This is a genomic window from Arthrobacter sp. efr-133-TYG-104, assembly GCF_030208915.1.
Lineage (GTDB): Bacteria > Actinomycetota > Actinomycetes > Actinomycetales > Micrococcaceae > Arthrobacter.
Genome location: NZ_JARVTA010000006.1, coordinates 15,487 through 38,261, shown reverse-complemented (window position 1 = coordinate 38,261; position 22,775 = coordinate 15,487). Strand labels below are relative to the sequence as shown.

General features: G+C 62.6%; 22 protein-coding genes and 2 tRNA genes. 5 read left to right on the top strand and 19 right to left on the bottom strand.

Going from position 1 to position 22,775, the window contains the following annotated elements; genetic code table 11:
• Nucleotides 1-18 precede the first annotated feature (18 nt).
• Both QRN04_RS05875 and coaD read right to left on the bottom strand, forming a co-directional pair.
• Nucleotides 19-546: a YceD family protein gene (locus tag QRN04_RS05875; protein ID WP_284975224.1), complete on the bottom strand. Its 528-nt coding sequence runs from the start codon at nucleotides 544-546 to the stop codon at nucleotides 19-21.
• Between the two features lie 149 nt (nucleotides 547-695).
• Nucleotides 696-1,196 (bottom strand): pantetheine-phosphate adenylyltransferase, encoded by a 501-nt coding sequence (coaD, locus tag QRN04_RS05870; protein WP_284975223.1) that lies wholly within the window; start codon nucleotides 1,194-1,196, stop codon nucleotides 696-698.
• Nucleotides 1,197-1,231: 35 nt separating this feature from the next.
• Between coaD and QRN04_RS05865 the strand changes: the two genes are divergently transcribed.
• Nucleotides 1,232-2,455 (top strand): aminotransferase class I/II-fold pyridoxal phosphate-dependent enzyme, encoded by a 1,224-nt coding sequence (locus QRN04_RS05865; protein WP_284975222.1) that lies wholly within the window; start codon nucleotides 1,232-1,234, stop codon nucleotides 2,453-2,455.
• 11 nt (nucleotides 2,456-2,466) lie between these two features.
• A complete protein-coding gene (locus QRN04_RS05860) occupies nucleotides 2,467-3,261 on the top strand; it encodes a spermidine synthase (RefSeq protein ID WP_284975221.1) in 795 nt (264 codons plus the stop codon).
• 9 nt (nucleotides 3,262-3,270) lie between these two features.
• Here QRN04_RS05860 and rsmD read toward each other — a convergent pair whose 3' ends face one another.
• Genes rsmD through QRN04_RS05840 form a run of 4 tightly spaced genes read right to left on the bottom strand, consistent with a single transcriptional unit; the run spans nucleotide 3,271 to nucleotide 8,243 of the window.
• Entirely contained in the window at nucleotides 3,271-3,837 is a 567-nt protein-coding gene (gene rsmD / locus QRN04_RS05855) for a 16S rRNA (guanine(966)-N(2))-methyltransferase RsmD (protein WP_284975220.1), read from the bottom strand.
• A 39-nt stretch (nucleotides 3,838-3,876) separates the two neighbouring features.
• On the bottom strand, nucleotides 3,877-6,144 hold the full coding sequence (locus QRN04_RS05850) for an ATP-dependent DNA helicase RecG (protein ID WP_284975219.1): 2,268 nt from the start codon (nucleotides 6,142-6,144) through the stop codon (nucleotides 3,877-3,879).
• Nucleotides 6,134-7,207 (bottom strand): DAK2 domain-containing protein, encoded by a 1,074-nt coding sequence (locus QRN04_RS05845; protein WP_284975218.1) that lies wholly within the window; start codon nucleotides 7,205-7,207, stop codon nucleotides 6,134-6,136. The genes QRN04_RS05850 and QRN04_RS05845 overlap by 11 nt, the downstream gene beginning before the upstream one ends.
• Before the next feature lie 22 nt (nucleotides 7,208-7,229).
• Nucleotides 7,230-8,243, bottom strand: a complete 1,014-nt coding sequence (locus QRN04_RS05840; protein ID WP_284975217.1) for a thiamine-phosphate kinase — start codon at nucleotides 8,241-8,243, stop codon at nucleotides 7,230-7,232.
• Nucleotides 8,244-8,343: 100 nt separating this feature from the next.
• Here QRN04_RS05840 and QRN04_RS05835 point away from each other — a divergent pair, with 100 nt between their 5' ends.
• On the top strand, nucleotides 8,344-8,856 hold the full coding sequence (locus tag QRN04_RS05835) for a DUF3515 family protein (protein ID WP_284975216.1): 513 nt from the start codon (nucleotides 8,344-8,346) through the stop codon (nucleotides 8,854-8,856).
• 68 nt (nucleotides 8,857-8,924) lie between these two features.
• Here the strand turns inward: QRN04_RS05835 and QRN04_RS05830 are convergent, their stop codons facing one another.
• From QRN04_RS05830 to leuC, 6 genes are all read right to left on the bottom strand, one after another.
• The gene (locus QRN04_RS05830; RefSeq protein ID WP_284975215.1) at nucleotides 8,925-10,064 is read right to left on the bottom strand and encodes a D-alanine--D-alanine ligase family protein; all 1,140 of its coding nucleotides are present in this window, start codon (nucleotides 10,062-10,064) and stop codon (nucleotides 8,925-8,927) included.
• A complete protein-coding gene (locus QRN04_RS05825) occupies nucleotides 10,064-11,146 on the bottom strand; it encodes an NAD(P)H-dependent glycerol-3-phosphate dehydrogenase (RefSeq protein WP_284975214.1) in 1,083 nt (360 codons plus the stop codon). The genes QRN04_RS05830 and QRN04_RS05825 overlap by 1 nt, the downstream gene beginning before the upstream one ends.
• Nucleotides 11,143-11,916 (bottom strand): lysophospholipid acyltransferase family protein, encoded by a 774-nt coding sequence (locus QRN04_RS05820; RefSeq protein ID WP_284975213.1) that lies wholly within the window; start codon nucleotides 11,914-11,916, stop codon nucleotides 11,143-11,145. The genes QRN04_RS05825 and QRN04_RS05820 overlap by 4 nt, the downstream gene beginning before the upstream one ends.
• Before the next feature lie 11 nt (nucleotides 11,917-11,927).
• Nucleotides 11,928-13,253 (bottom strand): UDP-N-acetylglucosamine 1-carboxyvinyltransferase, encoded by a 1,326-nt coding sequence (murA, locus tag QRN04_RS05815; RefSeq protein ID WP_284975212.1) that lies wholly within the window; start codon nucleotides 13,251-13,253, stop codon nucleotides 11,928-11,930.
• Nucleotides 13,254-13,484: 231 nt separating this feature from the next.
• A complete protein-coding gene (gene leuD / locus QRN04_RS05810) occupies nucleotides 13,485-14,084 on the bottom strand; it encodes a 3-isopropylmalate dehydratase small subunit (protein ID WP_284975211.1) in 600 nt (199 codons plus the stop codon).
• A gap of 9 nt (nucleotides 14,085-14,093) precedes the next feature.
• The gene (gene leuC, locus QRN04_RS05805) at nucleotides 14,094-15,545 is read right to left on the bottom strand and encodes a 3-isopropylmalate dehydratase large subunit (protein ID WP_284975210.1); all 1,452 of its coding nucleotides are present in this window, start codon (nucleotides 15,543-15,545) and stop codon (nucleotides 14,094-14,096) included.
• Nucleotides 15,546-15,693: 148 nt separating this feature from the next.
• On the opposite strand from leuC, the gene QRN04_RS05800 reads away from it, so the two are divergent.
• On the top strand, nucleotides 15,694-16,413 hold the full coding sequence (locus QRN04_RS05800; RefSeq protein WP_014922101.1) for an IclR family transcriptional regulator: 720 nt from the start codon (nucleotides 15,694-15,696) through the stop codon (nucleotides 16,411-16,413).
• Nucleotides 16,414-16,438: 25 nt separating this feature from the next.
• Nucleotides 16,439-16,975 carry a DUF1697 domain-containing protein gene (locus QRN04_RS05795; RefSeq protein ID WP_284975303.1) on the top strand — a complete coding sequence of 179 codons (537 nt, stop codon included), beginning with the start codon at nucleotides 16,439-16,441 and terminating at the stop codon, nucleotides 16,973-16,975.
• Nucleotides 16,976-17,108: 133 nt separating this feature from the next.
• Here the strand turns inward: QRN04_RS05795 and QRN04_RS05790 are convergent.
• The 7 genes from QRN04_RS05790 to QRN04_RS05760 form a co-directional block, all read right to left on the bottom strand.
• Nucleotides 17,109-17,181, bottom strand: a tRNA-Glu gene (locus tag QRN04_RS05790).
• Nucleotides 17,182-17,319: 138 nt separating this feature from the next.
• Nucleotides 17,320-17,391 (bottom strand) — tRNA-Gln (locus tag QRN04_RS05785).
• Nucleotides 17,392-17,533: 142 nt separating this feature from the next.
• Entirely contained in the window at nucleotides 17,534-18,274 is a 741-nt protein-coding gene (locus QRN04_RS05780) for an HAD family hydrolase (RefSeq protein WP_284975209.1), read from the bottom strand.
• An 11-nt stretch (nucleotides 18,275-18,285) separates the two neighbouring features.
• Nucleotides 18,286-19,806 carry a glutamate--tRNA ligase gene (gltX, locus tag QRN04_RS05775; protein WP_284975208.1) on the bottom strand — a complete coding sequence of 507 codons (1,521 nt, stop codon included), beginning with the start codon at nucleotides 19,804-19,806 and terminating at the stop codon, nucleotides 18,286-18,288.
• 131 nt (nucleotides 19,807-19,937) lie between these two features.
• Complete coding sequence (locus QRN04_RS05770) at nucleotides 19,938-20,714, bottom strand: fumarylacetoacetate hydrolase family protein (protein WP_284975207.1); 777 nt, start codon at nucleotides 20,712-20,714, stop codon at nucleotides 19,938-19,940.
• 48 nt (nucleotides 20,715-20,762) lie between these two features.
• Entirely contained in the window at nucleotides 20,763-21,578 is an 816-nt protein-coding gene (locus tag QRN04_RS05765; RefSeq protein ID WP_284975206.1) for an MBL fold metallo-hydrolase, read from the bottom strand.
• 78 nt (nucleotides 21,579-21,656) lie between these two features.
• A complete protein-coding gene (locus QRN04_RS05760; protein ID WP_284975205.1) occupies nucleotides 21,657-22,769 on the bottom strand; it encodes a branched-chain amino acid aminotransferase in 1,113 nt (370 codons plus the stop codon).
• Nucleotides 22,770-22,775: the final 6 nt, after the last annotated feature.

Here is a 22,775-nt window from a genome sequence, read left to right as displayed (position 1 = left end):
CTCTTAGACGAACACTTACTAATCGGTTTGCCGGTCAGTCTTAGCCAGATCAGCTAGGGCAGCCCAGCGAGGGTCAATGACCTCGTGGTGGTGCCCCGGCTCGTCTTCCAGGCGTGCTCCGCATTCGGAACAAAGGCCCTGGCAGTCTTCCCGGCACACCGGCTGGAACGGCAGCATGGTAACCACTGCGTCCCGCAACACCGGTTCAAGATCGATCAGATCGTACTCGACTCGACGTTGCTCTTCATCGTCTTCTTCACCTGAAAGTTCAAGACCTTCATAGAAGAAAAGTTCTTGCACATTGACCTCAAGGTCATACGCAAGGGGATCCAGGCATCGACCGCATTCGCCGGTTACTTCGACGACGACAGTCCCAGATACCAGAATTCCTTCGTGTACGGCCTCGAGACGAAGATCGAGCTCGATGTCCGAGCCTTCCTTTACGCCAATGAGCGCCACACCAAGGTCACTTGGCGCAGGTACATGTTCGTTGAGTGTCCGCATGGTCCCTGGACTGCGTCCAAGGTCCTTGACTACCAGCGCCAAGGGCGAACTTGCATCTCGCTTAATGAGAACTCCTGTAGAACATATGACCGACGTACCATCTTAGCCTGATCACGCTTGAGGACTCAAACTGACTCCGGGCGGCCAAAAGGCACTGTTAGATGCACTAATGAACGAGGTACCCAACAAGCCTACCCTTTACGCGGCGGTTCCTTCGCAGGCTCGCTCGCCAGCAACCTCTTCAGCACTGATTTGGGGACGAAATCCGAGATGTCCCCTCCCAGCACATTGACCTCTTTGATCAAGGTGGATGAAAGGTGCAGGTAGTGGGCTTCAGCTGGCAGGAAGACCGTTTCGACGCCGGCCAACTGCCGATTCATGGTGGCCATCGGCAACTCGTAATCGAAGTCCGAGGATGAGCGCAGGCCTTTGACTATGGCAGAGATTCCACGGTGCCGGCAGTACTCTGCAAGGAGCCCTTCCCCCATCGGTTCCACGATGATGCCCCGCAAGGAGGCCAAGGTTTCCCGTGCCATCTCCATGCGGTCCTCGAGGCTGAACCGATACTTCTTTGCGTAGTTGGTGGACACGGCCACTATGACCTCGTCAAACAACCCGGCCGCCCTGGCAATAACTTCAAGGTGTCCGTTGTGAATGGGGTCGAAGGATCCTGGGCATACCGCGCGTCTCATGAATCGAACCTACCCCATGGAAACGCCGGGATACCATGACTGACATGGCATCCCGAGGCAGCAACAGCGAACCCTGGCAGCGAGCCGCCCTTGGCGCAAACCTCCTGTCCCCCGACGGCCAGTTGGGAGTCACCATCTTCGAGGAAATGACCACGTTGGCCACCTCCACCGGCGCCATCAACTTGGGCCAGGGATTTCCGGACGAAGACGGCCCCGCTGAGATCAAGGCTGCAGCACAGGCCGCCATAGCTTCGGGAGCAAACCAGTACGCGCCCGGTAAAGGTATCGCCGTGCTCCGCGAAGCTGTGTCCGCGCACCAAGAGAGGTTCTACGGGTTGGCAGTAAATCCGGAAACCGAAGTCCTGGTCACTACGGGCGCCACCGAGGCGATCGCTGCTGCACTTCTGGCTTTTGCCCAACCCGGCGATGAGGTGCTTACTTTCGAGCCCTTCTATGACTCGTACGGCGCCATCATTGCCATGTCCGGAGCAACACACGTGACCGCGCCCCTACTGGCGCCGGATTTCCTCCCGGACCCCGAGGTCTTGGCCGACGCCTTCAGCAGCCGCACCAAGATAGTTCTCTTGAACAACCCGCATAACCCCACCGGTGCCGTGTTCCCCCGGCAGGTGCTCGAAAGGATCGTGGCTCTCGCTGCTGCACACGGCGCGCTCATCATCAGCGACGAGGTCTACGAACACCTCACGTTTGATGCCCGCCACATACCAATCGCGTCCCTGCCCGGAGCCGCCGAACGTACCCTGACGATTTCATCGGCGGGAAAAACGTTCTCCTTCACCGGATGGAAGATCGGGTGGCTTACCGGGCCGGAGCACCTGGTCGCAGCAGTCCGCACAGTCAAGCAATTCCTGACCTACAGCTCGGGGACGCCTTTCCAATCCGCCATTGCCTTGGGCCTGGCCCTTCCGGATGAGTTCTATGCCGGTATCGCGGCCTCTTTGCGGAACAAACGCGACATCCTTGCCGCCGGACTGCGAGCCGCCGGATTCGATGTCTACCTCCCCAGCGGCACGTACTTCATCAACGTTGATACCGCTCCCCTGGGGATCGAGGATTCAGTGGACCTGGCGCGGCGCCTCCCCGGGCTGGTCGGCGTAGCTGCCATCCCAGTGCCCGTCTTTTGCCATGCCGAAGGAGCCAAGCGAACACGGAGCCTGTTGAGATTCGCCTTCTGCAAGAAAACCGAAGTCCTGGAAGAAGCAGCCGGACGCTTGGCTACACTCAAGGACCGGCTCTGAGCGGCACCGGCATGGACCCCCACGAAGGCAGCCGATTCCTCCGGACCACCGGCCAACACGCCACCATCAGCGCCGACTCCCTAGTTGAAGGCAGCTACATCCTCAGCATTGGCGGGGCAGCGCAGTCCCACGTCAACATCGCGCAACCCGCGGAAATCTTCTACGAATACCTGCGCAGGATAGGCCATGTAGTTGACCTGGCTGCGGCGCCCTCAGCGCCGGTGACAGCCCTGCACTTGGGAGCCGGTGCCCTGACCCTCGCCCGCTACATCCAAGCCACGCGGCCAGGCTCGGAGCAATACGCCGTTGAACTTGAACGTGAACTCCTCGACTTTGTACTCCAAAGGCTGCCCATGCCGGCAGGAACCGCGCTGCACCAGTACATCGGGGACGCCCGTGCAGCGCTGAATGACCTGCCCGCGGAGGCGCGGTTCGACGTCGTAATTCTCGATATCTTTTCCGGTCCTGAGGCGCCGCCGCATATAGCCTGCAGGGGTTTCTACGAGGAGGCCGCGGCCCGCCTGAATCCAAACGGCGTGCTGATCGTGAACGTGGGCGACGAACCAGCCCTTTCGCTTGTACGGAGCCAGGTAGCCGCCCTGCGCGAGGCTATGCCGGACGTTGCAGCGTTCGCCGAGACAGGGATGTTCGCCGGAAAATATCCCGGCAACATCATCCTGGTGGGCACACTGGGGCCGTGGCCCCAAGAATGGACCGCCGAACTCCTGGCGAGGGGACCTCATCCGGCGAGCGTCCTTAACGGTGTGGACTTGGACCGGATTACGGGCCGGCCTTCACCTCATTAGGGAGCTCATCTAGGACGGTTCGGCGAACCACAGCTTCGTTTCGCCGTACTTCTTCTCCGCAAACGATTCCAGGCCCTCCGGCCACGTAGGTTCCGGGCTACGTGAGCTTCGCTCCACGACCACCACGGCATCTTCGTCCAAGTGCGGCGCCAACTTGGCCAGTACCGAGCTCAGCGCCAGCTCGTCCAACGGATACGGCGGATCGAGGAAAACCAGGCCCCAACTGCCCTCCAACCCTGCACGGTCAAGGAATGACTCCACTTTGGATCGGTGCACGGAGACCCGTCGGGCGCCCAGGATTTGGTTCACCATATGGGCATTGCGTTGGCAGACATCGCTGGCCTTTGCGTCAAATTCCACTAGTTCCACACTGCGGGCACCCCGGCTGGCGCTCTCAACACCCAGGGAACCGGAGCCTGCGTAGAGGTCAAGCACCCGCGCGTCGTCGATAACAGCCAAGGATTCCAAGCGGGAGAACAAGGCCTCCTTGACACGATCCGTGGTAGGCCGTGTGGCCGTGCCCGGCACGCTGATCAACGGATTGCCACCGGCCACGCCGGCAATTACACGGCTCATCGGTGTGATCCGTTCCCGGTGATCGATCCTGCCATGGGCCTATCCGCGTTCAAGGAACGCCTCCTTTTCGGGATTCAAGTACTCGTCGATTGCCGCGGCAAGGGCCGGCTGGTTTTGCAGAGTGGGGTCCTCGGCCACCAACGCCTGGGCGTCCGCGCGGGCACGGGCGATGATGTCTTCGTGTTCCAAAACTCGCAGCAATTTCAAGGTGGAACGTCCCCCGGACTGCGAGGCACCCAGGATGTCGCCCTCCCGGCGAAGCTTCAGGTCCTCTTGGCTCAACTCAAAGCCATCCGTGGTGGACGCCACGGCTTCCAGCCTCCGGCGGCTCGGATGGCCCGGCTCCAAGGTCGTCACCAACAGGCAGGTTCCCGGCAGCCCGCCACGCCCCACACGGCCACGGAGCTGATGGAGCTGGGAGATGCCGAAACGATCAGCATCCAAGATCACCATCAACGTGGCATTGTGGACATCCACACCCACTTCGATGACCGTGGTGGACACCAGGACTTTGGTTCGGTTGGACGCGAATGACTGCATGGTTTCGGTCTTCAACTGCGGGTCCTGCCTCCCATGCAACGGCGCCACAGCGACACCCGCCAGGGAAGGCTCGGCCAGCAAACTCTCGACGACGGCGGTCACCGACGCAAGCTCCCTCGCCGGTCCATCATCCCCGGCCCCATCTAGCCCGAGTGGATCATGTGGTTCCGCTTCGCCGGGGCTGAAGTCGCCGTCGTCGTCCGTTCCGATCTTCGGGCACACCACATAGACCTGATGGCCTGCGTCAACTTCCTCGCGGGAACGCTTCCAAATACGGTCGGCCCACGCCGGATTCTCCGCCAGTCCCACCACATGCGTGGAAATGGGCGCCCGCCCGGCTGGGAGCTCGTCCAGCACCGAGGTCTCCAGGTCTCCAAAGACGGTCATGGCCACTGTCCGGGGAATCGGGGTGGCCGTCATGACCAGCAGGTGCGGTGGCCGCTGCGCCTTGGCCCGCAGTGCGTCGCGTTGTTCCACGCCAAATCGGTGCTGCTCATCCACGACGATCAGGCCAAGATCCTGAAAGCTCGTCTTATCGCTGAGCAGTGCGTGGGTTCCGATGATGATCCCCGCGTTCCCGGAGGCGGCGTCCAGCATGGCCTGCTTTCGGGCAGCCGTGGGCATGGAGCCGGTCAGCAGGGCAACCTGGACCGCTTGCTGGGCGGAGTCCACGCCCAGCATCCCGGTGCCGCCGAACATCTGGTCGCGTGCCAGGGAGCCCAAGGTCCGCCGGATGGAATCGTAGTGCTGGGCGGCAAGGACCTCCGTGGGCGCAAGCAACGCAGCTTGGCCACCTGCGTCCACCACCTGAAGCATGGCCCGGAGGGCGACGATGGTCTTACCGGACCCTACTTCACCTTGCAGTAGGCGGTTCATCGGTGTATCCCGAGCCAGCTCTTCTGAAAGGGTCTTACCGACAGCGGACTGTCCCGCCGTCAGGGTGAACGGCAGGTTGCCATCGAATTTCTCCAACAAGCCCCCGCTGACCCGACGGCGGGCGGTCGCCTCTTCGGCTGCCAACTGGGACCGTCGCCGGGCCAAGGCTGTCTGCAGGACCAGCGCCTCCTGGTAGCGGAAGCGATCCTGTGCCCTCCGCCAATCCTGATCGGTCTCCGGAGAATGGATCAGCCGGTAGGCATCGGCGACGCTCATCAGACGGTCCCGTCCTGCGATCGCCGGAGGAAGCGGGTCCTGCAGGGCATCCAGGTCAAGGGTCTGAAGCAAAGCGGTGACCACTTTGTGGATGGACCAGCTTGTCAGTTTGGCGGTTGCCGGATAAACCGGGATGGGGATGGCCGCCAGCTTTTCGGGGTCCATGGAACCCTCGGTATCAGGGTCTTCATCCAACAACAGGAAGTCCGGGTTGGTCAGCCCCAAGGATCCCCCGTAACGGCTGACCTTGCCCGAGAACATGGCACGGCGCCCGGGCATCAACTCCGCTTTTGCCCGGAATCCGTTGAAAAAACTGACCTTCATTTGCCCTGGAACACCGCTCGCGGCAGTCTCATCGGTGACCACGACGTCTGTGATGGAACCTCGCCTGGCCCGCATTTGCCGTGTGCTGTTGGAAAGGACACGGGCAATCAGCGTCACCTCCTCATCCAACGGAAGGTTGCTGATGGGAGTGAGTTCACCGCGCCTCAGGTATCGGCGGGGAAAGTAGTTCAGCAGTGCACCGGTAGTCTTCAGGCCCAGATGTTTATCGATGACGGCGGCGGAGCGCTTTCCAATTCTGCGTTCAAGGGGCAGCTCGAGCTCAGTATTCATGCGGCGGGAGGTCCTCCTGCCCGGGGCTCCCCTGACCGGGGCTGACCTGGTCAGTACTGACCTGCCCAGGACTGACCTGCCCGGGGTCGCGGGGAAGCGCCAACTCGCTCACGGCTATGTCCGTAGGGTCCCCCAGCGAACGGATCAGTGCCACGGCCGGCCCGGGATCGGCTACATGGACGTGGACTCGCCACCGGTAGCTCTTTTCAACCGCCGAGTCGTCATCGTCGTCGTCGTTTCCCGCAGCTGCCCCGACTTGGCTCATGATCACTGAATCACCCATCTCGTCCAAGCGTTGCCTGAGGATGGCTGCATTGAGCGGCGACAAATCGATGGTGCACATGACTTCCACGCCGTCGTCGGCAGGCATGTGCTCGTGGATGTGCGGGTCTTGGAGCTTATAGCCGTGCAGTCCGTCAAGGAGCTCATCCTGCAGTTCTTCGCCGAGGACCGCCGAGCGAAGGCAGTCAAGCACCAGCAACATGCCCACGCCTCCGGCGTCCACTACACGGGCCGCCTGTAGTTGCGCGAGCTCGCCCTCGGTGCGCACCACTGCCTGGACAGCGGCTTCAACAACCGCGTCCAGGGCCAAGCCCAGGGCATGGTTGCTGTCATCACCGTTTTGGGAAGCATCCGTGGCCTGAGCGGCCTTCGCAGCGGCCTCAAGGACCGAAAGCATTGTCCCGGCAACAGGCTCGCTCAGGGCCGACCACGCCCGAATTTGGGCACGGTTCAGTGCGGCGGCCAGCAATGGCGCACTGAGCCTCGATTTCCCGGCCAGCGGCTCAGCGGCGGCTGAGAGGAACACAGCGAACAAGGTCCCTGAATTGCCCCTGGCCTGCTCCATGGCTGCCTGCCCGGCGCGTGAAAGTACCGCCCCGACGTCGTTGCTTGTTTCGCCGGTCTCCGGCGCGGTGCCGCCGACGGCAGCCACGGCTGCCCGGACGGTGAGATACAGGTTGGTGCCGGTATCGCCGTCGGCCACGGGAAAGATATTGATCGCGTTGAGACGGTCGCTGTGGTTGCCTAGGACTACTTCCGCCTTGCCGAGCCAACGTCTCATGGCGTGCGCATTCGCGGCGATCTTAGTCTGCAAAGTGATCCCATCCAACGGTGTCGGCAGCTTGCCCGGCGATCCGGACGCCGGTGCCTGACGGCATGACATCGGCTTGAACCGAGCCTATCGCAGTGAAGCCTTGCGGCAGCTGAATTCCTGCTGGGAACGTGGCAAGGAGTCCGTGGTCTTCTCCCCCACCAAGAACCCAGGACATCGGCTCGACGCCGAGAAGAACCGCTGCCGATTCCAATGGCCGGGCATGAAGCGCCAAGGCCTTCGGATCGAAATCCAGAACAACATTCGAAGCCTTCGCGAGCCGGCCTGCATCCCGGAGAAGCCCATCGGATATATCGAGCATGGCGGTGGCACCTGCCCGGGCAGCCAATGGTCCGGCCTGCAACGGCGGCTCGGGCCTGCACTGCCTATCAATCAAGGCCCGGTCCGTTGCGGTCAGCCGTTCCACGGGCACGCTGCTCTCCAGCAACGCCCATCCGGCCGCAGCGCGGCCCAAAGTTCCCGCAACCGCTACGACGTCGCCGGGTACGGCGCCGGAGCGCAGCACCGGTTCTCCTCCTGAGAGCGTACCGACGACGGCGACAGTAACCGTTATTTCGCGGCCCCGGCCAAGGTCCCCGCCGGCAACGGAGCATTCCTCGGCACCTAGAGCCGCAATCGCCGCGGTGAGTCCGTCAGCGAATTCCTCAACCCAGCCCACCGGCGTGGCCGGCGGCAGGGTCAGGCTCACTACAAGGGAGATAGCCCTGCCGCCCATGGCATTGATGTCGCTGAGATTTTGGGCGGCCGCTTTCCATCCGACGTCGAACCCGGTGGTCCGGTAGCCGTTGTTCCACTCAAGTCTGAAATCCTGGTCCTGGGTTTGGGTGTCAATGGAGATCAAGGTGCGCCCATCCGGTGCCGCGATCAGTGCAGCATCGTCCCCAGGACCCAACAACATGCTGGAACTGGAGTTAAGCCGTGGAAAAATCCGGGCAAGGAGTTCGGGCTCTGAAAGGTCACTGACGGCTAACTGTTCTTCGGGCACGGCACTACGCTATCGCGATCCACTGACACGATAGTGCGGGGTTCGGCTGGTGGCCCTGGGGGGGATCACGAGGCAGGTCCATGCGGGATAGGCTTGGTGGATGCTCCAAAAGACCCTCCGCCGGTCCGCCGTGACCACGATGTTCGTGGCCGCGTCGGCCCTGGCCCTGTCCGGCTGTGCGGCCACCGTTGATGTGAGTGCGGCCGCCGACGCCGCCAACCCTGCCTGCGCTGCGATGATGGTGGCGCTGCCGGACCAGATTGGCGATTCTGCCCTGCGCAAGACCAACAGCCAGGCCACTGCCGCGTGGGGAGACCCGTCGCAAGTAATCCTGCGCTGCGGCGTCAACGTCCCCGGGCCGACGACCGACCGCTGCGTCACCGTCAACGGCGTCGACTGGGTCATCAAAGAGGGTAACCCGATCTACACCCTGACGACATTTGGGCGCAACCCTGCCACCGAGATTCTGATGGACCCCAACAAGATCAGCTCCGCCACGGTCCTCGCGGACTTGGCTGCTGCGGCGTCCAAGATCAAGGCCACCGGAAAGTGCGTGGGCCAAGAGGACCTGCAAAACCTGCCGTCCTCCGGTGCCAGCACTCCACCAAACTAACCACCAAACTAAAAGGCAGCGTCCGTGCCCGCGACTTCGCGCAGGCACAGACGCTGCCCTCAAGGGGACTAGCGAAGGCCGGTCTTGCGTGTCAGCGCAAGGTGGAGGAGTTCGTCGATCAACTCCGCATAGGACATCCCCGATGCCGCCCACATCTGCGGGTACATGCTCTTCGGCGTGAACCCTGGCATGGTGTTGATCTCGTTGATGATGAGCTCGCCGGAGGGTGTGTAGAAGAAGTCCACCCGGCTCAAACCCTCGCCCCCTACCGCGTCGAAGGCGACCGCGGCCAGTTCGCGGACCCGGGCGATGGCTTCGTCTGGAATGTCGGCAGGACAGCTCAGGGACGCGGCGCCGTCCTCGACGTACTTGGCTGCGAAGTCATAGAACTGGTGGCCGCCCTCAGCAACGGCGATTTCACCCGGCATTGATGTGCGTGGCGCGGCGATTCCTCGTCCTTGCAGGACTGCGCATTCGATTTCCCGGCCAACGATGCCCGCTTCAATGACCAGCTTCAAGTCATGGCGGCGCGCTTCCTCAATCGCTCCGTCCAAGTCCTCGATCGAATCAACCTTGGAGATACCCATCGACGAACCTGCCCGGGCCGGCTTGACGAACACTGGGAAACCGAGCTTGTCCACCCGCTTCCGAACCGCCTCGGGATCGGTGAGCCAGTCCCGGTCGGTCACCGCAATGTAGGGACCCACAGACAAGCCTGCGGCTTCAAAGACTACCTTCATGTAGTGCTTGTCCATCCCCACCGCTGAAGCGAGAACACCGGCACCGACATAGCGGGTATCCGAGAGCTCGAGGAGGCCTTGGACTGTCCCGTCCTCACCCCATGGTCCGTGGAGGAGCGGGAAGACGACGTCCACGGAGCCAAGTTCCTTCGGAATCGCGTTCGGCTCAGTCACCACGAGCTGATGGGTACCACCGACCTCGGCGAGGGTCACCGTTTGGCCGGAAGGTTGCACTTCTGGAAGTGCCGAGGAGCTCAGGGACCACTCGCTGGTGTCGCCGGACGCCAAGACCCACTGGCCCGACTTCGCGATGCCGATGGGGACGACGTCGTATTTGTCCTGATCAATCGCGCCCATCACGCCAGCAGCCGTGACGCAGCTGACCGCGTGTTCGCTGGAGCGGCCGCCAAACAGGATCGCCACGCGGAGCCGGCGTCCAGGTGCGGGTGTGGATTCTTCTGTCACCATCAGTAGTCGCCTTCAGACTTCAGGGCCCGGGCCAGCAATCGCGGCCCTAGGTCATCAACGGACATTTTGCCTTCGAGAACGGCCACCACAGCGGCCGTTATGGGCATTTCAACGTTCAGTTTGCCGGCGAGTTCCCGCACCGCCGGACCGGACTTGATGCCTTCGGCGGTCTGGGTCATCTGCACGGCAACCTGCTCCAGACTCAGCCCTTGCCCGAGGAGCCTTCCGGCCGTGTGATTGCGTGAGAGGGCCGACGAGCAGGTCGCAACGAGGTCACCGAGGCCAGCCAGTCCGGCCATGGTGTGGGCTTCGCCTCCCAGAGCCAAGGCCAGCCGGGATGTCTCCGCGAGACCACGGGTGATCACGGAAGCTTTGGTGTTATCTCCCATTTGCCGGCCCTCGCAGATGCCGACCGCAAGCGCAATGACGTTCTTCACGATGCCGCCGATTTCGACGCCGACAACATCGGTACTGGTGTAAGGCCGGAAATAGGGCGCAGTGCAGCACAGGGCAATCGCTGCGGCGGTGTCAGGATCACTGCAGGCCACCACCGACGCGGTCGGCTGCTCGCCGGCGATTTCCATGGCCAAGTTGGGCCCGGACACCACAGCCACCCTGGATTCCGGGAGGCCAAGCTCCTGGGAGATCACTTCGCTCATTCGGGCGTCAGTACCCAGCTCAAGGCCCTTCATCAGGGATACCACCACAGCGTCCCGTGAGAGAAACGGCTTCCACTGGCTCAACTGCGGCCTCAATGACTGTGCCGGCACAGCGAGCACCACAAGGCTCGCCCCGCGCAGGACCTCAGCGACGTCCGTGGAGGCCTCGATGGCCGGAGGCAGGTCGATGCCGTTCAGATACTGCTCATTACGGTGCTGGGAGTTGATCTGGTCAACAACTGCTTGGCGGCGTCCCCAGATGCGGATGGTCCGGGTCACGCCCGTGGCAGAAGCAGCATCGGCCAGGACCTTGGCAAAGGTGGTCCCCCAGGAACCCGCTCCGAGTACTGCAATGGAGCTCAGGCCCTGGCCCTCGCTCAGGCCCTGACCCAGCCCCTCACCCTGGGTGATCGGTCCCGTCATTTCCCGCCCTCTTGCTCCGGTGCGTCCGTGGATTCAGGCTCATCGAACCGTCCATGCTTGGACTGTTGGTGCACGGCGGGGTCCCAGCGCTGGGCGGGGGGAGTTTCATTCCGGAGGGTTGCCAAAAGTTCCGTGATGGCGTCCATGATCAGGTCGGTCGCCTCATTCAGCGTGGTCCGGTCCAGTGGGCGGTCGGCGAAGGCACTCAGGTCAACCGGGTCCCCTATGAGGACCCTGACGGTCTTCCGCGGAAAGACATGAAAACGCTTGGCGTATCGTGGAAAGACTTCCTGGGCGCCCCAATGAGCCATGGGAACCACCGGGGCTCCGGTCTGCAGGGCAAGCCGGGCGGCTCCGGTGTGTCCCTTCATGGGCCAGAGGTCCGGGTCCCGGGTCAGCGTTCCCTCGGGGTAGATGATGATGGCGCCGCCGGCGTCCACCACTTCGCGTGCCAGTTGCAGGGAACGGTGCGCACCCGCCGTCGAGCGTTCAACCGGAATCTGCCGTGCGGCCCTTAGCAAGGCACCCAAGAGGGGCACCTTGAAGAGCCCCGCCTTGGCAAGGAAGTGCGGTGGACGCTTGAGGTTATAGACCAGGTGGCCGATCACCACGGGATCAATTTCCGTGCAGTGGTTGGGCGCGGCAATGAACCCGCCCGGGGGAAGCTTTTCGGTGCCTTCCCACTTCTTGGCCATCAGGGCGTTCATCAACGGCCGGGCGAGCCCGGCGAGCAGAATGAACGTGGCCCGGCTCTTGGCCGATTCCTTCAAAGGATCCCCCGCTACTTGGTGCTGGTGATGTCGAAATCGGCGCCCAGGCCGGCCAGCTTCTCGGTAAAGCGCTCGTATCCGCGGTTAATGATGTCGATGCCCGTCACCCGGGAGGTACCGGTTGCAGCCAGCGCCGCGATGAGGTGGCTGAAGCCGCCCCGGAGATCGGGGATATCGATGTCGGTGCCCCTGAGCGGTGTGGATCCGGAAATCACCGCGGAGTGGAGGAAGTTGCGCTGCCCGAACCGGCACGGGACACTGCCCAAGCATTCCCGGTGGACTTGGATGTTGGCGCCCATACGCGCCAGGGCCTCCGTGAAACCAAAGCGGTTCTCGTAGACGGTCTCGTGGACAATCGAAACACCGTCGGCCTGGGTCAGGGCGACCACCAGCGGCTGCTGCCAGTCGGTCATGAAACCGGGGTGCACGTCGGTCTCCAACACCAAGGGTGAGAGCTTGCCGCCTTGGTGGTAGAAGCGGATGCCGTCGTCGCCGATGTCCATGCCGCCACCGACTTTGCGGTACGTGTTCAGGAAGGTCATCATGTCCCGCTGCGAGGCACCCTGGACGAAGATATCGCCGCGGGTCACCAGGGCAGCGGAAGCCCACGACGCCGATTCGTTGCGGTCAGCAAGGGCGCGGTGGTTGTAACCGCGCAGGTCCTTGACTCCTTCGATCCGGATGGTGCGGTCCGTCTGGACGCTGATGATGGCGCCCATCTTCTGCAGGACGGCGATAAGGTCGACGATCTCCGGTTCCGTGGCTGCGCCGCTGAGCTCCGTGATGCCTTCGGCGCGGGTAGCGCTCAGGAGGACCTGCTCGGTGGCACCCACCGAGGGATAGGGCAAGGAAATCTTGGCCCCTTGCAGTCCATGCGGCGCCGAGATGTGGATCCCACCGGGTCGCTTTTCCACCACGGCACCAAATTGGCGCAGCACATCCAGGTGGTAGTCGATAGGCCTGTCGCCGATCTTGCAACCGCCAAGGTCGGGAATGAAGGCTTCACCAATGGCGTGGATCAAGGGCCCGCACAACAGGATGGGAATCCTGGAATCACCGGCATGCGCATCGATGGCCGTGCTCGAAGCGGTCTTGGCATCCTTGGGATCCAAAGTGAGATCGCCGGTCTCCGGGTCTTTGGCCACCGTGACACCGTGAAGCTTCAGCAGGCTCGTTACTACCTCGACGTCCTTGATCTCCGGGACGTTGCGCAGCACCGATGGTTCGCTGCCCAGCAGGGCAGCCACCATGGCTTTGGGCACAAGGTTCTTGGCACCGCGGACGGTTACTTGTCCGGTCAACGGGACGCCACCGCGGATTGTCAGAACACTACTCATCTATACCGGTTTCCTCACGACTACTCGCACCCCAAACTTACAAAGGCTCCAGCTAAGCATAGAAGCTCGTGTTACCGAACTGAAATGCGGCGCGATCCCGGTGAGGGTGATCGAAGCTGATCCCCACCCGCTGGGGGCACCTACGAAAAGGGACCGGCGGCCCCGCGATCAACGGGGCCTACCGGTCCGATTCTGCAGTGGCCTGGGCCAATATGCAAAGGTTACTGCTTATTAGCTCTTCGCGGGGAGCGTCCTCGGTTTGAACGACTGCCGCGTGGCTTCGAAGGCCGTGATGTCTTCCTCGTGCTGCAAGGTCAAGCCAATATCGTCCAAGCCTTCCAACAACCGCCACCGCGTGTAGTCATCGATCTCGAACGGGGCTACCACGTTCCCGCACTCCACGGTCTTGGACACCAGGTCCACCTTGACCTCGGCACCCGGATTGTTCTCCAAGACTTTCCAGATCAGTTCGATATCGTCCTGGGCAACCTCGGCAGCCAGAAGCCCCTGCTTCCCTGAGTTGCCGCGGAAAATATCAGCAAAACGCGAGGAAAGAACGGCCTTGAACCCGTAGTCCTTCAGGGCCCAGACGGCGTGTTCACGGGATGAGCCGGTACCGAAATCAGGCCCGGCAACCAAGACCGAACCGGAGCGGAACGGAGCCTGGTTCAGGATGAAAGACTCGTCCTTACGCCAAGCGGCGAACAGGGCGTCCTCGAAGCCAGTGCGGGTGATGCGCTTGAGGTAGACGGCTGGGATGATCTGGTCGGTGTCAACGTTGCTTTGGCGCAGCGGGACGCCGATTCCGGTGTGCGTGGTGAATTTTTCCATGGGGTCCTCCTAGACTGCGATTCCGGTCAGCGTGCCCGCAGAAGCAGACTCGAGGTCCGACGGTGAACTGAGTGTCCCGCGTATGGCTGTTGCTGCAGCTACGACCGGGGAGACCAGGTGCGTGCGCCCGCCCTTGCCCTGCCGGCCCTCGAAGTTGCGGTTGGACGTTGAAGCGCAACGCTCCCCCGGCTCCAACTGGTCTGGGTTCATGCCCAAGCACATGGAGCAACCGGCAAAGCGCCACTCAGCACCGAAGTCCTTGAAGACTTTGTCCAAGCCCTCAGCTTCGGCCTCCAAGCGCACCCTGGCCGAGCCCGGAACCACCAGCATGCGCACGTTGGGATCCTTTTGGCGTCCGCGAATGATGTCCGCAGCGGTCCGGAGATCCTCGATGCGGGAGTTGGTGCATGAGCCGAGGAAGACAGTGTCCACCCGGATATCTTTCATGGGAGTGCCGGCTTCCAAGCCCATGTACTGAAGGGCACGTTCGGCGGCGGCCTTGGCGTTCTCGTCACCAAAATCTTCAGGCGAAGGAACTTTGGCGGAAAGCGAAACACCTTGCCCGGGGTTGGTTCCCCATGTGACGAACGGTTCCAAGGTGTCGGCGTCGAGGTCCACCTCGGCGTCGAAAGCGGCGTCGGCGTCCGTGTGGAGCGTGTTCCAATACTCGACGGCGGCGTCCCACTCAGCGCCCTCGGGCGCGTGCGGCCGGCCGTGCATGTAGTCATACGTGGTCTGGTCAGGTGCAACCATCCCGGCGCGGGCTCCGGCTTCGATGGACATGTTGCAGATGGTCATACGGGCATCCATGGACAGCGAACGGATGGCTGACCCTCGGTATTCAAGAACGTAGCCCTGGCCGCCGCCGGTCCCGATCTTGGCAATCACGGCGAGGATGATGTCCTTGGCCGTGACACCCGGGCGAAGCGTTCCTTCGACGTTGATGGCCATGGTCTTGAACGGCTTCAGGGACAGGGTCTGGGTGGCCATGACGTGCTCGACCTCGGAGGTGCCGATGCCCATTGCCAAGGCACCGAATGCCCCATGGGTGGACGTGTGCGAGTCGCCGCACACTACTGTCATGCCCGGCTGGGTCAGGCCCAGTTGCGGACCCACCACGTGCACGATGCCCTGCTCTTTGTCCCCCAAGGAGTGGAGCCGGACGCCGAATTCCTTGCAGTTGGCGCGTAGGGTCTCGATCTGCGTGCGGCTGGTCAGGTCCGCGATAGGCTTGTCGATGTCCAACGTGGGAGTGTTGTGGTCCTCCGTGGCGATGGTGAGATCCGGCCGACGCAGCTTCCTGCCGGTCAAGCGGAGGCCTTCAAAAGCCTGCGGCGACGTGACTTCATGAACAAGGTGAAGGTCGATGAAGAGAAGGTCGGGCTGTGCGTTGGCTCCTTCGCCATCACCCTTTCGCACCACATGTGCGTCCCAAACCTTCTCGGCCAGTGTCTTTCCCACGGCCATGCTCCCTTCACTGCGGCTGGTGCCCTGCCTCACCGGATTTCAGAGGCATTGGACTGTTTCTCTATCCACTGAAGCAGGATGATCGCGGAATAAGCCAGCGGAAGAACTTGCATCTCAGATATTGAGACGGCAATATCATTACATGGACAATTCAAGTGGCGTCGGCGTCATCGATAAAGCGGCCCAGGTGCTCGACGCCCTCGAGGCCGGACCAACCACTCTCGCGCAGCTGGTAGCCGCCACCGGCCTTGCCCGTCCCACGGTCCACCGGCTGGCGTTGGCACTGGTCCATCACCGCTTGGTGAGCCGTGACATCCAAGGGCGCTTCGTTCTAGGCAGCCGCTTGGTGGAACTCGCCTCGGCCGCCGGAGAAGACAGGCTGATCGCCTCTGCCGGCCCGGTCCTCATTCAACTACGCGACGCCACCGGTGAGAGCGCGCAGATCTTCCGCCGTCAAGGTGACTGGCGCGTGTGCGTGGCGTCGGCAGAGCGCCCGATCGGCCTGCGCGACACGATTCCGGTAGGCACCCAGCTGTCCATGAAGGCAGGTTCCGCCGCCCAAGTGCTGCTGGCCTGGGAAGACCACGACCGCCTGCTCGAAGGGCTGCAGAACGCCCGCTTTACGCCCACCGTCCTTGCAGGTGTACGACGCCGGGGCTGGGGACAGAGCCTCGGGGAGCGCGAGCCCGGGGTCGCCTCCGTGTCGGCGCCCGTACGCGGGCCGTCCGGTCGCGTCATCGCCGCAGTATCGATATCCGGTCCGATCGAGCGGCTGACCAGGCAGCCGGGCCGGTTGCACGCTGAAGTTGTGTGCAACGCAGCACGGGTCCTTACCGAGGCGCTCCGGAAGAACAATGACTGATAAACCTGAGGTGCGGAGAGCGGCCTTGACCAGCTATGCCGTTTTCCTGCGGGGTATCAACGTTGGCGGCATCAATATCAAGATGGCGGACCTCAAAGACGCACTGGCCGGCTATCCGTTCAGCAAGGTCAAGACGTTATTGGCCAGCGGCAATGTGGTGCTGCAATCCGAGCTGGGTGCTGCCGACGTCAAAGGCCAGTTCGAGAAGTGCCTGCGGGAAGCCTTTGGCTACGATGCCTGGGTGGTGGTGCTGACGGCGTCCAGGATCGCCGAACTCGTGGAGGCCTGCCCGTATCCTGCTGACGACAAATCGACCCACGCGTACATCACCCTTGCCTCGGACAGCGCAATGCTCGACGAACTGGTGGATACCGCCCAAGCTATAGGCAGCGTCGAGAAAGTGCGGCTCGGGCCGGAAGCCTTGGCGTGGTTGGCGCCGGCCGGTGGCACCCTCGAAAGCCCTGTCAGCAAGGTCTCCGCGAAAGCCCGCTTCAAGGCAACCACCACCACGAGGAACCTGCGGACCCTGATCAAGGTCCGGGACGCTGCGGCCGCGTCCTGACTCTCGCGGGGCCCTAATCGGGGGAACAGACTCGAACGGAAACAGACTCGAACGGCTAAGGCACGACGCCGGCTCCGCACTATTACCCAAAGAAAAAACCCCCGGAAACCTGCTGGTTTCCGGGGGTTATTTGTGACCCCAGCGGGATTCGAACCCGCGTTACCGCCGTGAGAGGGCAGCGTACTAGGCCGCTATACGATGGGGCCTTGCACTGTTTTTGTACTAACCTTTGCCGTTTCCGGCGAAGAAGCTGAATGAGTATTTCACACTTTCAACCCTTGTCCAAATCGCTCAGGCGACTCGGACTTCCTGATCTTCCGGCGCCGTGGCGCGGATTTTCAGAGCTGGGATACCAGGACTCGAACCTAGAATGACGGTACCAGAAACCGTTGTGTTGCCAATTACACCATATCCCAAAGGCGACTTCCGGACCGGAGGTCAGCGCCCCGGATTACCGCGGCTTTTTCCTCCGTGCCCCTCAGCACGAGTAATGACTCTACCCGAGTCTTCTTACCGGCACAAATCGCCCCGAGGTTAGCTGCGTCACAGATGCCTGCGTCACACGTCCAGCGGCGAACCTACCGATTCGGGGGTCAACAAGCCCAGCAGGGACTCCACCTGCCGGCCACTGAAACCCTCCGCGGATTGCGAGGTCCTGTTCAGCCACACCCCCACCAAGCCTGCCGCCGTGGCACCCTCCGCATCCAGGAGCAGGTTGTCTCCCACGTACATCGTCCGGGCGGCATCGGTGCCCAACAACCGCACCCCTTCACGGTAGATGGCGGGGTCTGGTTTGGGCACGCCCACCGTGTCTGTCCCCACCAAGACCTTGATCCTTGACAGACCCGCCCCATCCAGCTTTGCCCGCTGGTAGTCGTGCACGTTGTTACTGACGGCTCCATACGGGATTCCGGCAGCATCAAGGGCGTCCAGCACTGGGCCGACGTCGTCAAAGGCCCGGACGTAGGCCGTTTGGCGCTGGTGGTAGGCCGCCACCCACGCTTGCGACTCGTCGTCGTCGCCAAGATCCACCCCGAAGTGGCCCAACGCCGCACGTCCGCGGAGCAGGCGTTGTTCGTTGAAGGTCAACTCGCCAGCCAGATAGCGGTCATAGAAGTGGGTGGTTTCGTGGGTGAAGATTCGGCCGAACTTCGCCCACCCGGCCTGGTCAAGGCCGGGCAGGAGATGTTCGCTGACATCGCGCAAGGCAGTAGTCATGGCGTACTCAAGGTCCACCAAGGTGTCATCGATGTCGAACAGGACACCGCGGATGATTCCGAAGGAACGTGCGATAGCCATGACTGCCGCTACTAGGCCCGGAAGGCCCGCACGCGGGCGAGCGAGGAATCCTTGCCCAGGATCACCATGGACTCGAAGAGCGGCGGGGAGATGCGGCGGCCGGAGATGGCGGTACGTACCGGTCCGAATGCCATCCGGGGCTTGATGCCGAGATCTTCGACCAGGGCCTGCTTCAGTGCTGCCTGGATGTTCTCTGCCGTCCAGTCCTCCACCGGCTCCAAGGCTGCAAGGGCTGCATCAAGCACTTCTGCCAAATTATCCGGGAGGCCCTTGCGGGCGTCGTCGGCAACATCGATGGCATCATCTTCCTTGAAGAGGAATGCCAGCATTTCCGGGGCCTCGCCCAAGAGGGTGATTCGCTCCTGCACCAACGGGGCTGCTTCCGCCAGAATCTCTTCCTGCCGTGGCGTCAGGATCTCCCCCACGAAACCGGCTGCCCGGAGGTAGGGAACCAGCCGTTCCTTGAAGTCTTCCGGTGCAAGCATCCGAACATGGGTTCCGTTGATCGCCTCGGCTTTCTTGATATCGAAACGAGCCGGATTACCCAGGACATCGTGGATATCAAAGTTGGCCACGAGCTGCTCCACTGTGAAGATGTCCTCATCGGCACTCAGGGACCAGCCCAGCAACGACAAGTAGTTGAGCAAGCCCTCGGGAATGAAACCCCTTTCACGGTGCAGGAACAGGCTCGACTCGGGGTCGCGCTTGGACAGTTTCTTGTTGCCCTGACCCATGACGTAGGGAAGGTGGCCGAACTCCGGCATGTACTCGGCGACCCCAATGGCATACAGCGCTCGGTACAGTGCGATCTGCCGGGGGGTGGAGCTGAGCAGGTCCTCGCCGCGGAGGACGTGGGTGATGCCCATGAGTGCGTCGTCCACCGGGTTCACCAGCGTGTACAAAGGGGCGCCGTTGGCCCTGACCACTGCGAAGTCCGGCACGGAGCCGGCCTTGAACGTGATCTCGCCGCGAACAAGGTCATTGAATGTCAGGTCCTCGTCCGGCATCCGCAGCCGCAGGACGGCCTCGCGGCCCTCGGCCTTGAACTGGGCGAGCTGCTCCTCTGTCAGGTGACGGTCAAAGCCGTCATAACCCAGTTTCGGGTCACGGCCAGCGGCCTTGTGACGTGCTTCGATCTCCTCGGGCGTCGAGTAGGACTCATAGACGTGGCCACCGGCCTTGAGCTTGGCAATGACATCCTGGTAGATGTCACCTCGCTGGGACTGGCGGTACGGCTCGTGCGGGCCGCCTACCTCAACCCCTTCGTCCCAGTTGATGCCAAGCCACTTGAGTGCGTCCAGCAACTGGTGGTAGCTCTCTTCGCTGTCGCGGGCAGAGTCAGTGTCCTCGATGCGGAAAATCAGCTTTCCGCCCGTGTGCCGTGCGTATGCCCAGTTGAACAGGGCAGTACGGATCAAGCCGACGTGCGGGGTTCCTGTGGGCGAGGGGCAGAAACGGACGCGGACCTGGGTCTCGGCGTTGACGGCGGGGATGGCGCTGGAGGCAGTATTCGACGCAGAAGCAGTAGTCATAGTGGTTCCAACTTTACCGCTTGGCACCGCGGTGGGTTCCCGCTTTGAAACGCCCGACGGCGGCCTGCACCTTTCGGGGGAAAGGCGCGGACCGCCGTCGGGCGTGGCTCTTACTGCCTCGGGCTGGGAGCCTAGCGGCGGACCACCGGATTGGAGAGCCGGCCGATGCCCTCGATCTCCACCTCGAAGCGGTCCCCCTCACTGACCAAGCCGACACCTGCCGGGGTCCCGGTCATGATGACGTCTCCGGGGAGCAGGGTGAAGGCGTGGGAGACGATCGAAACGAGTTCGCGTACACCCCGGATCATCTGGTTCGTGCTGCCGTCCTGGCGCAGTTCACCGTTGAGCCGCCCTTGGATGGACAGGTCTTCGTGGTCCAGTTCGGTTTCAATCCACGGTCCCAGCGGCGCGGAGGTGTCGAAGCCCTTGGCACGCGCCCACTGCAGGTCGGTTTTCTGGACGTCCCGGGCCGTGAGGTCGTTGCCGCAGGTGTATCCGAAAATGACGTCGTCCACGCGGTCTTCGGGAACGTCCTTGCAGATGCGGCCAATGACCACGCACAGCTCAGCTTCGAAGGAAACTTCCTCGGAGAACTCGGGAAGGATGATGGGATCGTTCGGGCCGATCACCGAGGTGTTGGGCTTGAGGAACAGCAACGGCTGCTGTGGAACCTCGTTGCCCAGTTCGGCGGCGTGCTCGGCGAAGTTCCGTCCGACGCCGATCACCTTGCTGCGCGGGATGATGGGGGCCAAAAGCCGGACATCCTCAAGCTTGTGCTTCACGTGGGTGGGTACGACGCCGTTGAAGAAAGGATCGCCGTTGATGACAGTGATTTCCTCACTGCCAGGCTCGCCTTCCACAACGCCGTAAAGGGGATCAGAATCAACTACAAACCGGGCGATACGCATGGGCTCAAGCCTACCGCCAGCCACCGGATGCCCTGTGACGCGAACAGCTCAGTTCCGCAGGTAGTCCAGCTGCGCAGCTACGGAAGTCTCGGCCGCCCACCTAACGGAAGGGTCGACGTCGGGGTACACGGCATCGGTGACCGCACCAACGGACGCGCCCTGGCCAAGCCGTTGCAGTGCTGCCCTGATTTGATCGAGCCTTTGCTCGCGGTGCTCGCGGTACTCACGGCACTTCTCATCCAGCGCCGGCAGCACAGGACCATGGGCGGGCAGGAGGATCGCCGGGCCCAAGGCCTCGAGGCGCTGCAAACTTGCCAGGTAGTCCCCCAGCTTTCCATCCGGGTAATCCAAAACGGTGGTCCCGCGCCCCAAGATGGTGTCGCCCGTGAGGACGGAGCCAGTGGGACCGTCCCCCGGCAGGTGGAAACAGAGCGAGTCCGACGTATGGCCCGGTGTGGCCACAACGCGGATCTCGACGCCGGCAGCGTTCAGGACTTCGCCATCCGTAAGAGGTTCACCGCCGTGGCAATGTTCGGCGGATGCGGCACGAACGGGAGCGCCGGTCAGCTCGTGGAAACGCGCGGACGCCTCGGTGTGGTCAGCATGGCGATGCGTGATGAGGACCAATTCCACCACCCCTGATGCTGCCAAGGCTGCCAGGTGGTGCTCGTCAGCGGGTCCGGGGTCCACGATCACCACGCGGCTGGAGCCCGGAGCGCTGATGACATAGGAATTCGTGCCGTCCAGGCTCATGGGACCGGGGTTGGGCGCAAGCCGGAATCGGGTCAGCTCACTGCTGCGCCGCAGGCCGGAGGAGTCACCGGCCGGCGTATTACCGGAACTCGCCGTTGATTCAGAAGTCACTACCCAATAATGGCACGGCCCCTCCGCTGGAAAAACGAGCAGAGGGGCCGTCAACGGGCGCGTTGGGCTGTGAGGTGCCTAGACCAGGCGCGTCAGCCAACCGTGGGTGTCTTCGACCTTGCCGGTCTGGATACCCAACAGCTGTTCGCGGATGGCCATGGTGGTCTCCCCCGCCGTAGCGTCCTCGGACCCAATGAACTCGGTGGCGTCTTTGAGCACGCCGATGGGTGTGATCACAGCGGCGGTCCCGCAAGCGAACACTTCAGTGATCTCACCGGAAGAGACGCCATCGCGCCATTCAACCAAGGTGATCTTGCGTTCGGAAACTTCCCGACCCATGTCCTTGGCTACCTGGATGACGGACATCCGGGTGACGCCCTCCAAGATGGTGCCGCTGAGGGCAGGGGTCACCAGCGAGCCGTCCTTCATGACGAAGAATACGTTCATGCCCCCGAGTTCTTCCACGGCGTCATCGTTGAAGTGGTCCAGGAAGAGCACCTGCTTGCAACCGTTGGCTTCGGCTTCCTGCTGTGCGATCAATGATGCGGCGTAGTTCCCACCGCACTTGGCTGCCCCGGTTCCGCCACGACCGGCGCGTGCGAATTCACGGGAGATCCAGATGGAAACGGGCTTGAGTTCGCCGCCGAAGTAGTTACCTGCCGGGGATGCGATGACCCTGAAAGAGACTTCGCGTGCGGCCCGGACGCCCAGGAACGCCTCGGTGGCAATCATGAACGGACGAAGGTACAAGGCTTCGCCATCGCCGGACGGAACCCATTCCTGGTCCGCCTGCACCAGCTCGCGAATGGCTCCGATGAAGTACTCCTCGGGCAGTTCCGGGAGGGCCAAGCGCCGGGCGGACTTGTTCAGGCGGGCGGCATTGGCCTCGGGCCTGAAGGTCCACACAGAACCATCGGCGTGACGGTAGGCCTTAAGGCCCTCGAAGATCTCCTGGCCGTAGTGCAGCACTGCGGCTGAGGGATCCAGCGAGATGGGACCGTAGGGTTCGATTCGGGCGTTCTGCCAACCGCCTTCGCCAGCGACGTCGACCTTATAGTCGACGACGGCGGTGTGGTCGGTGAAGTAGTCGCCGAAACCCGGGTTCGCCAGGACGGCTGCACGCTCCTCAGCAGACTTCGGGGTTTCCGAAAGCTGCTGGCTGAATTCGACGCCATGGGCAGTCTGAGTCATGATTCC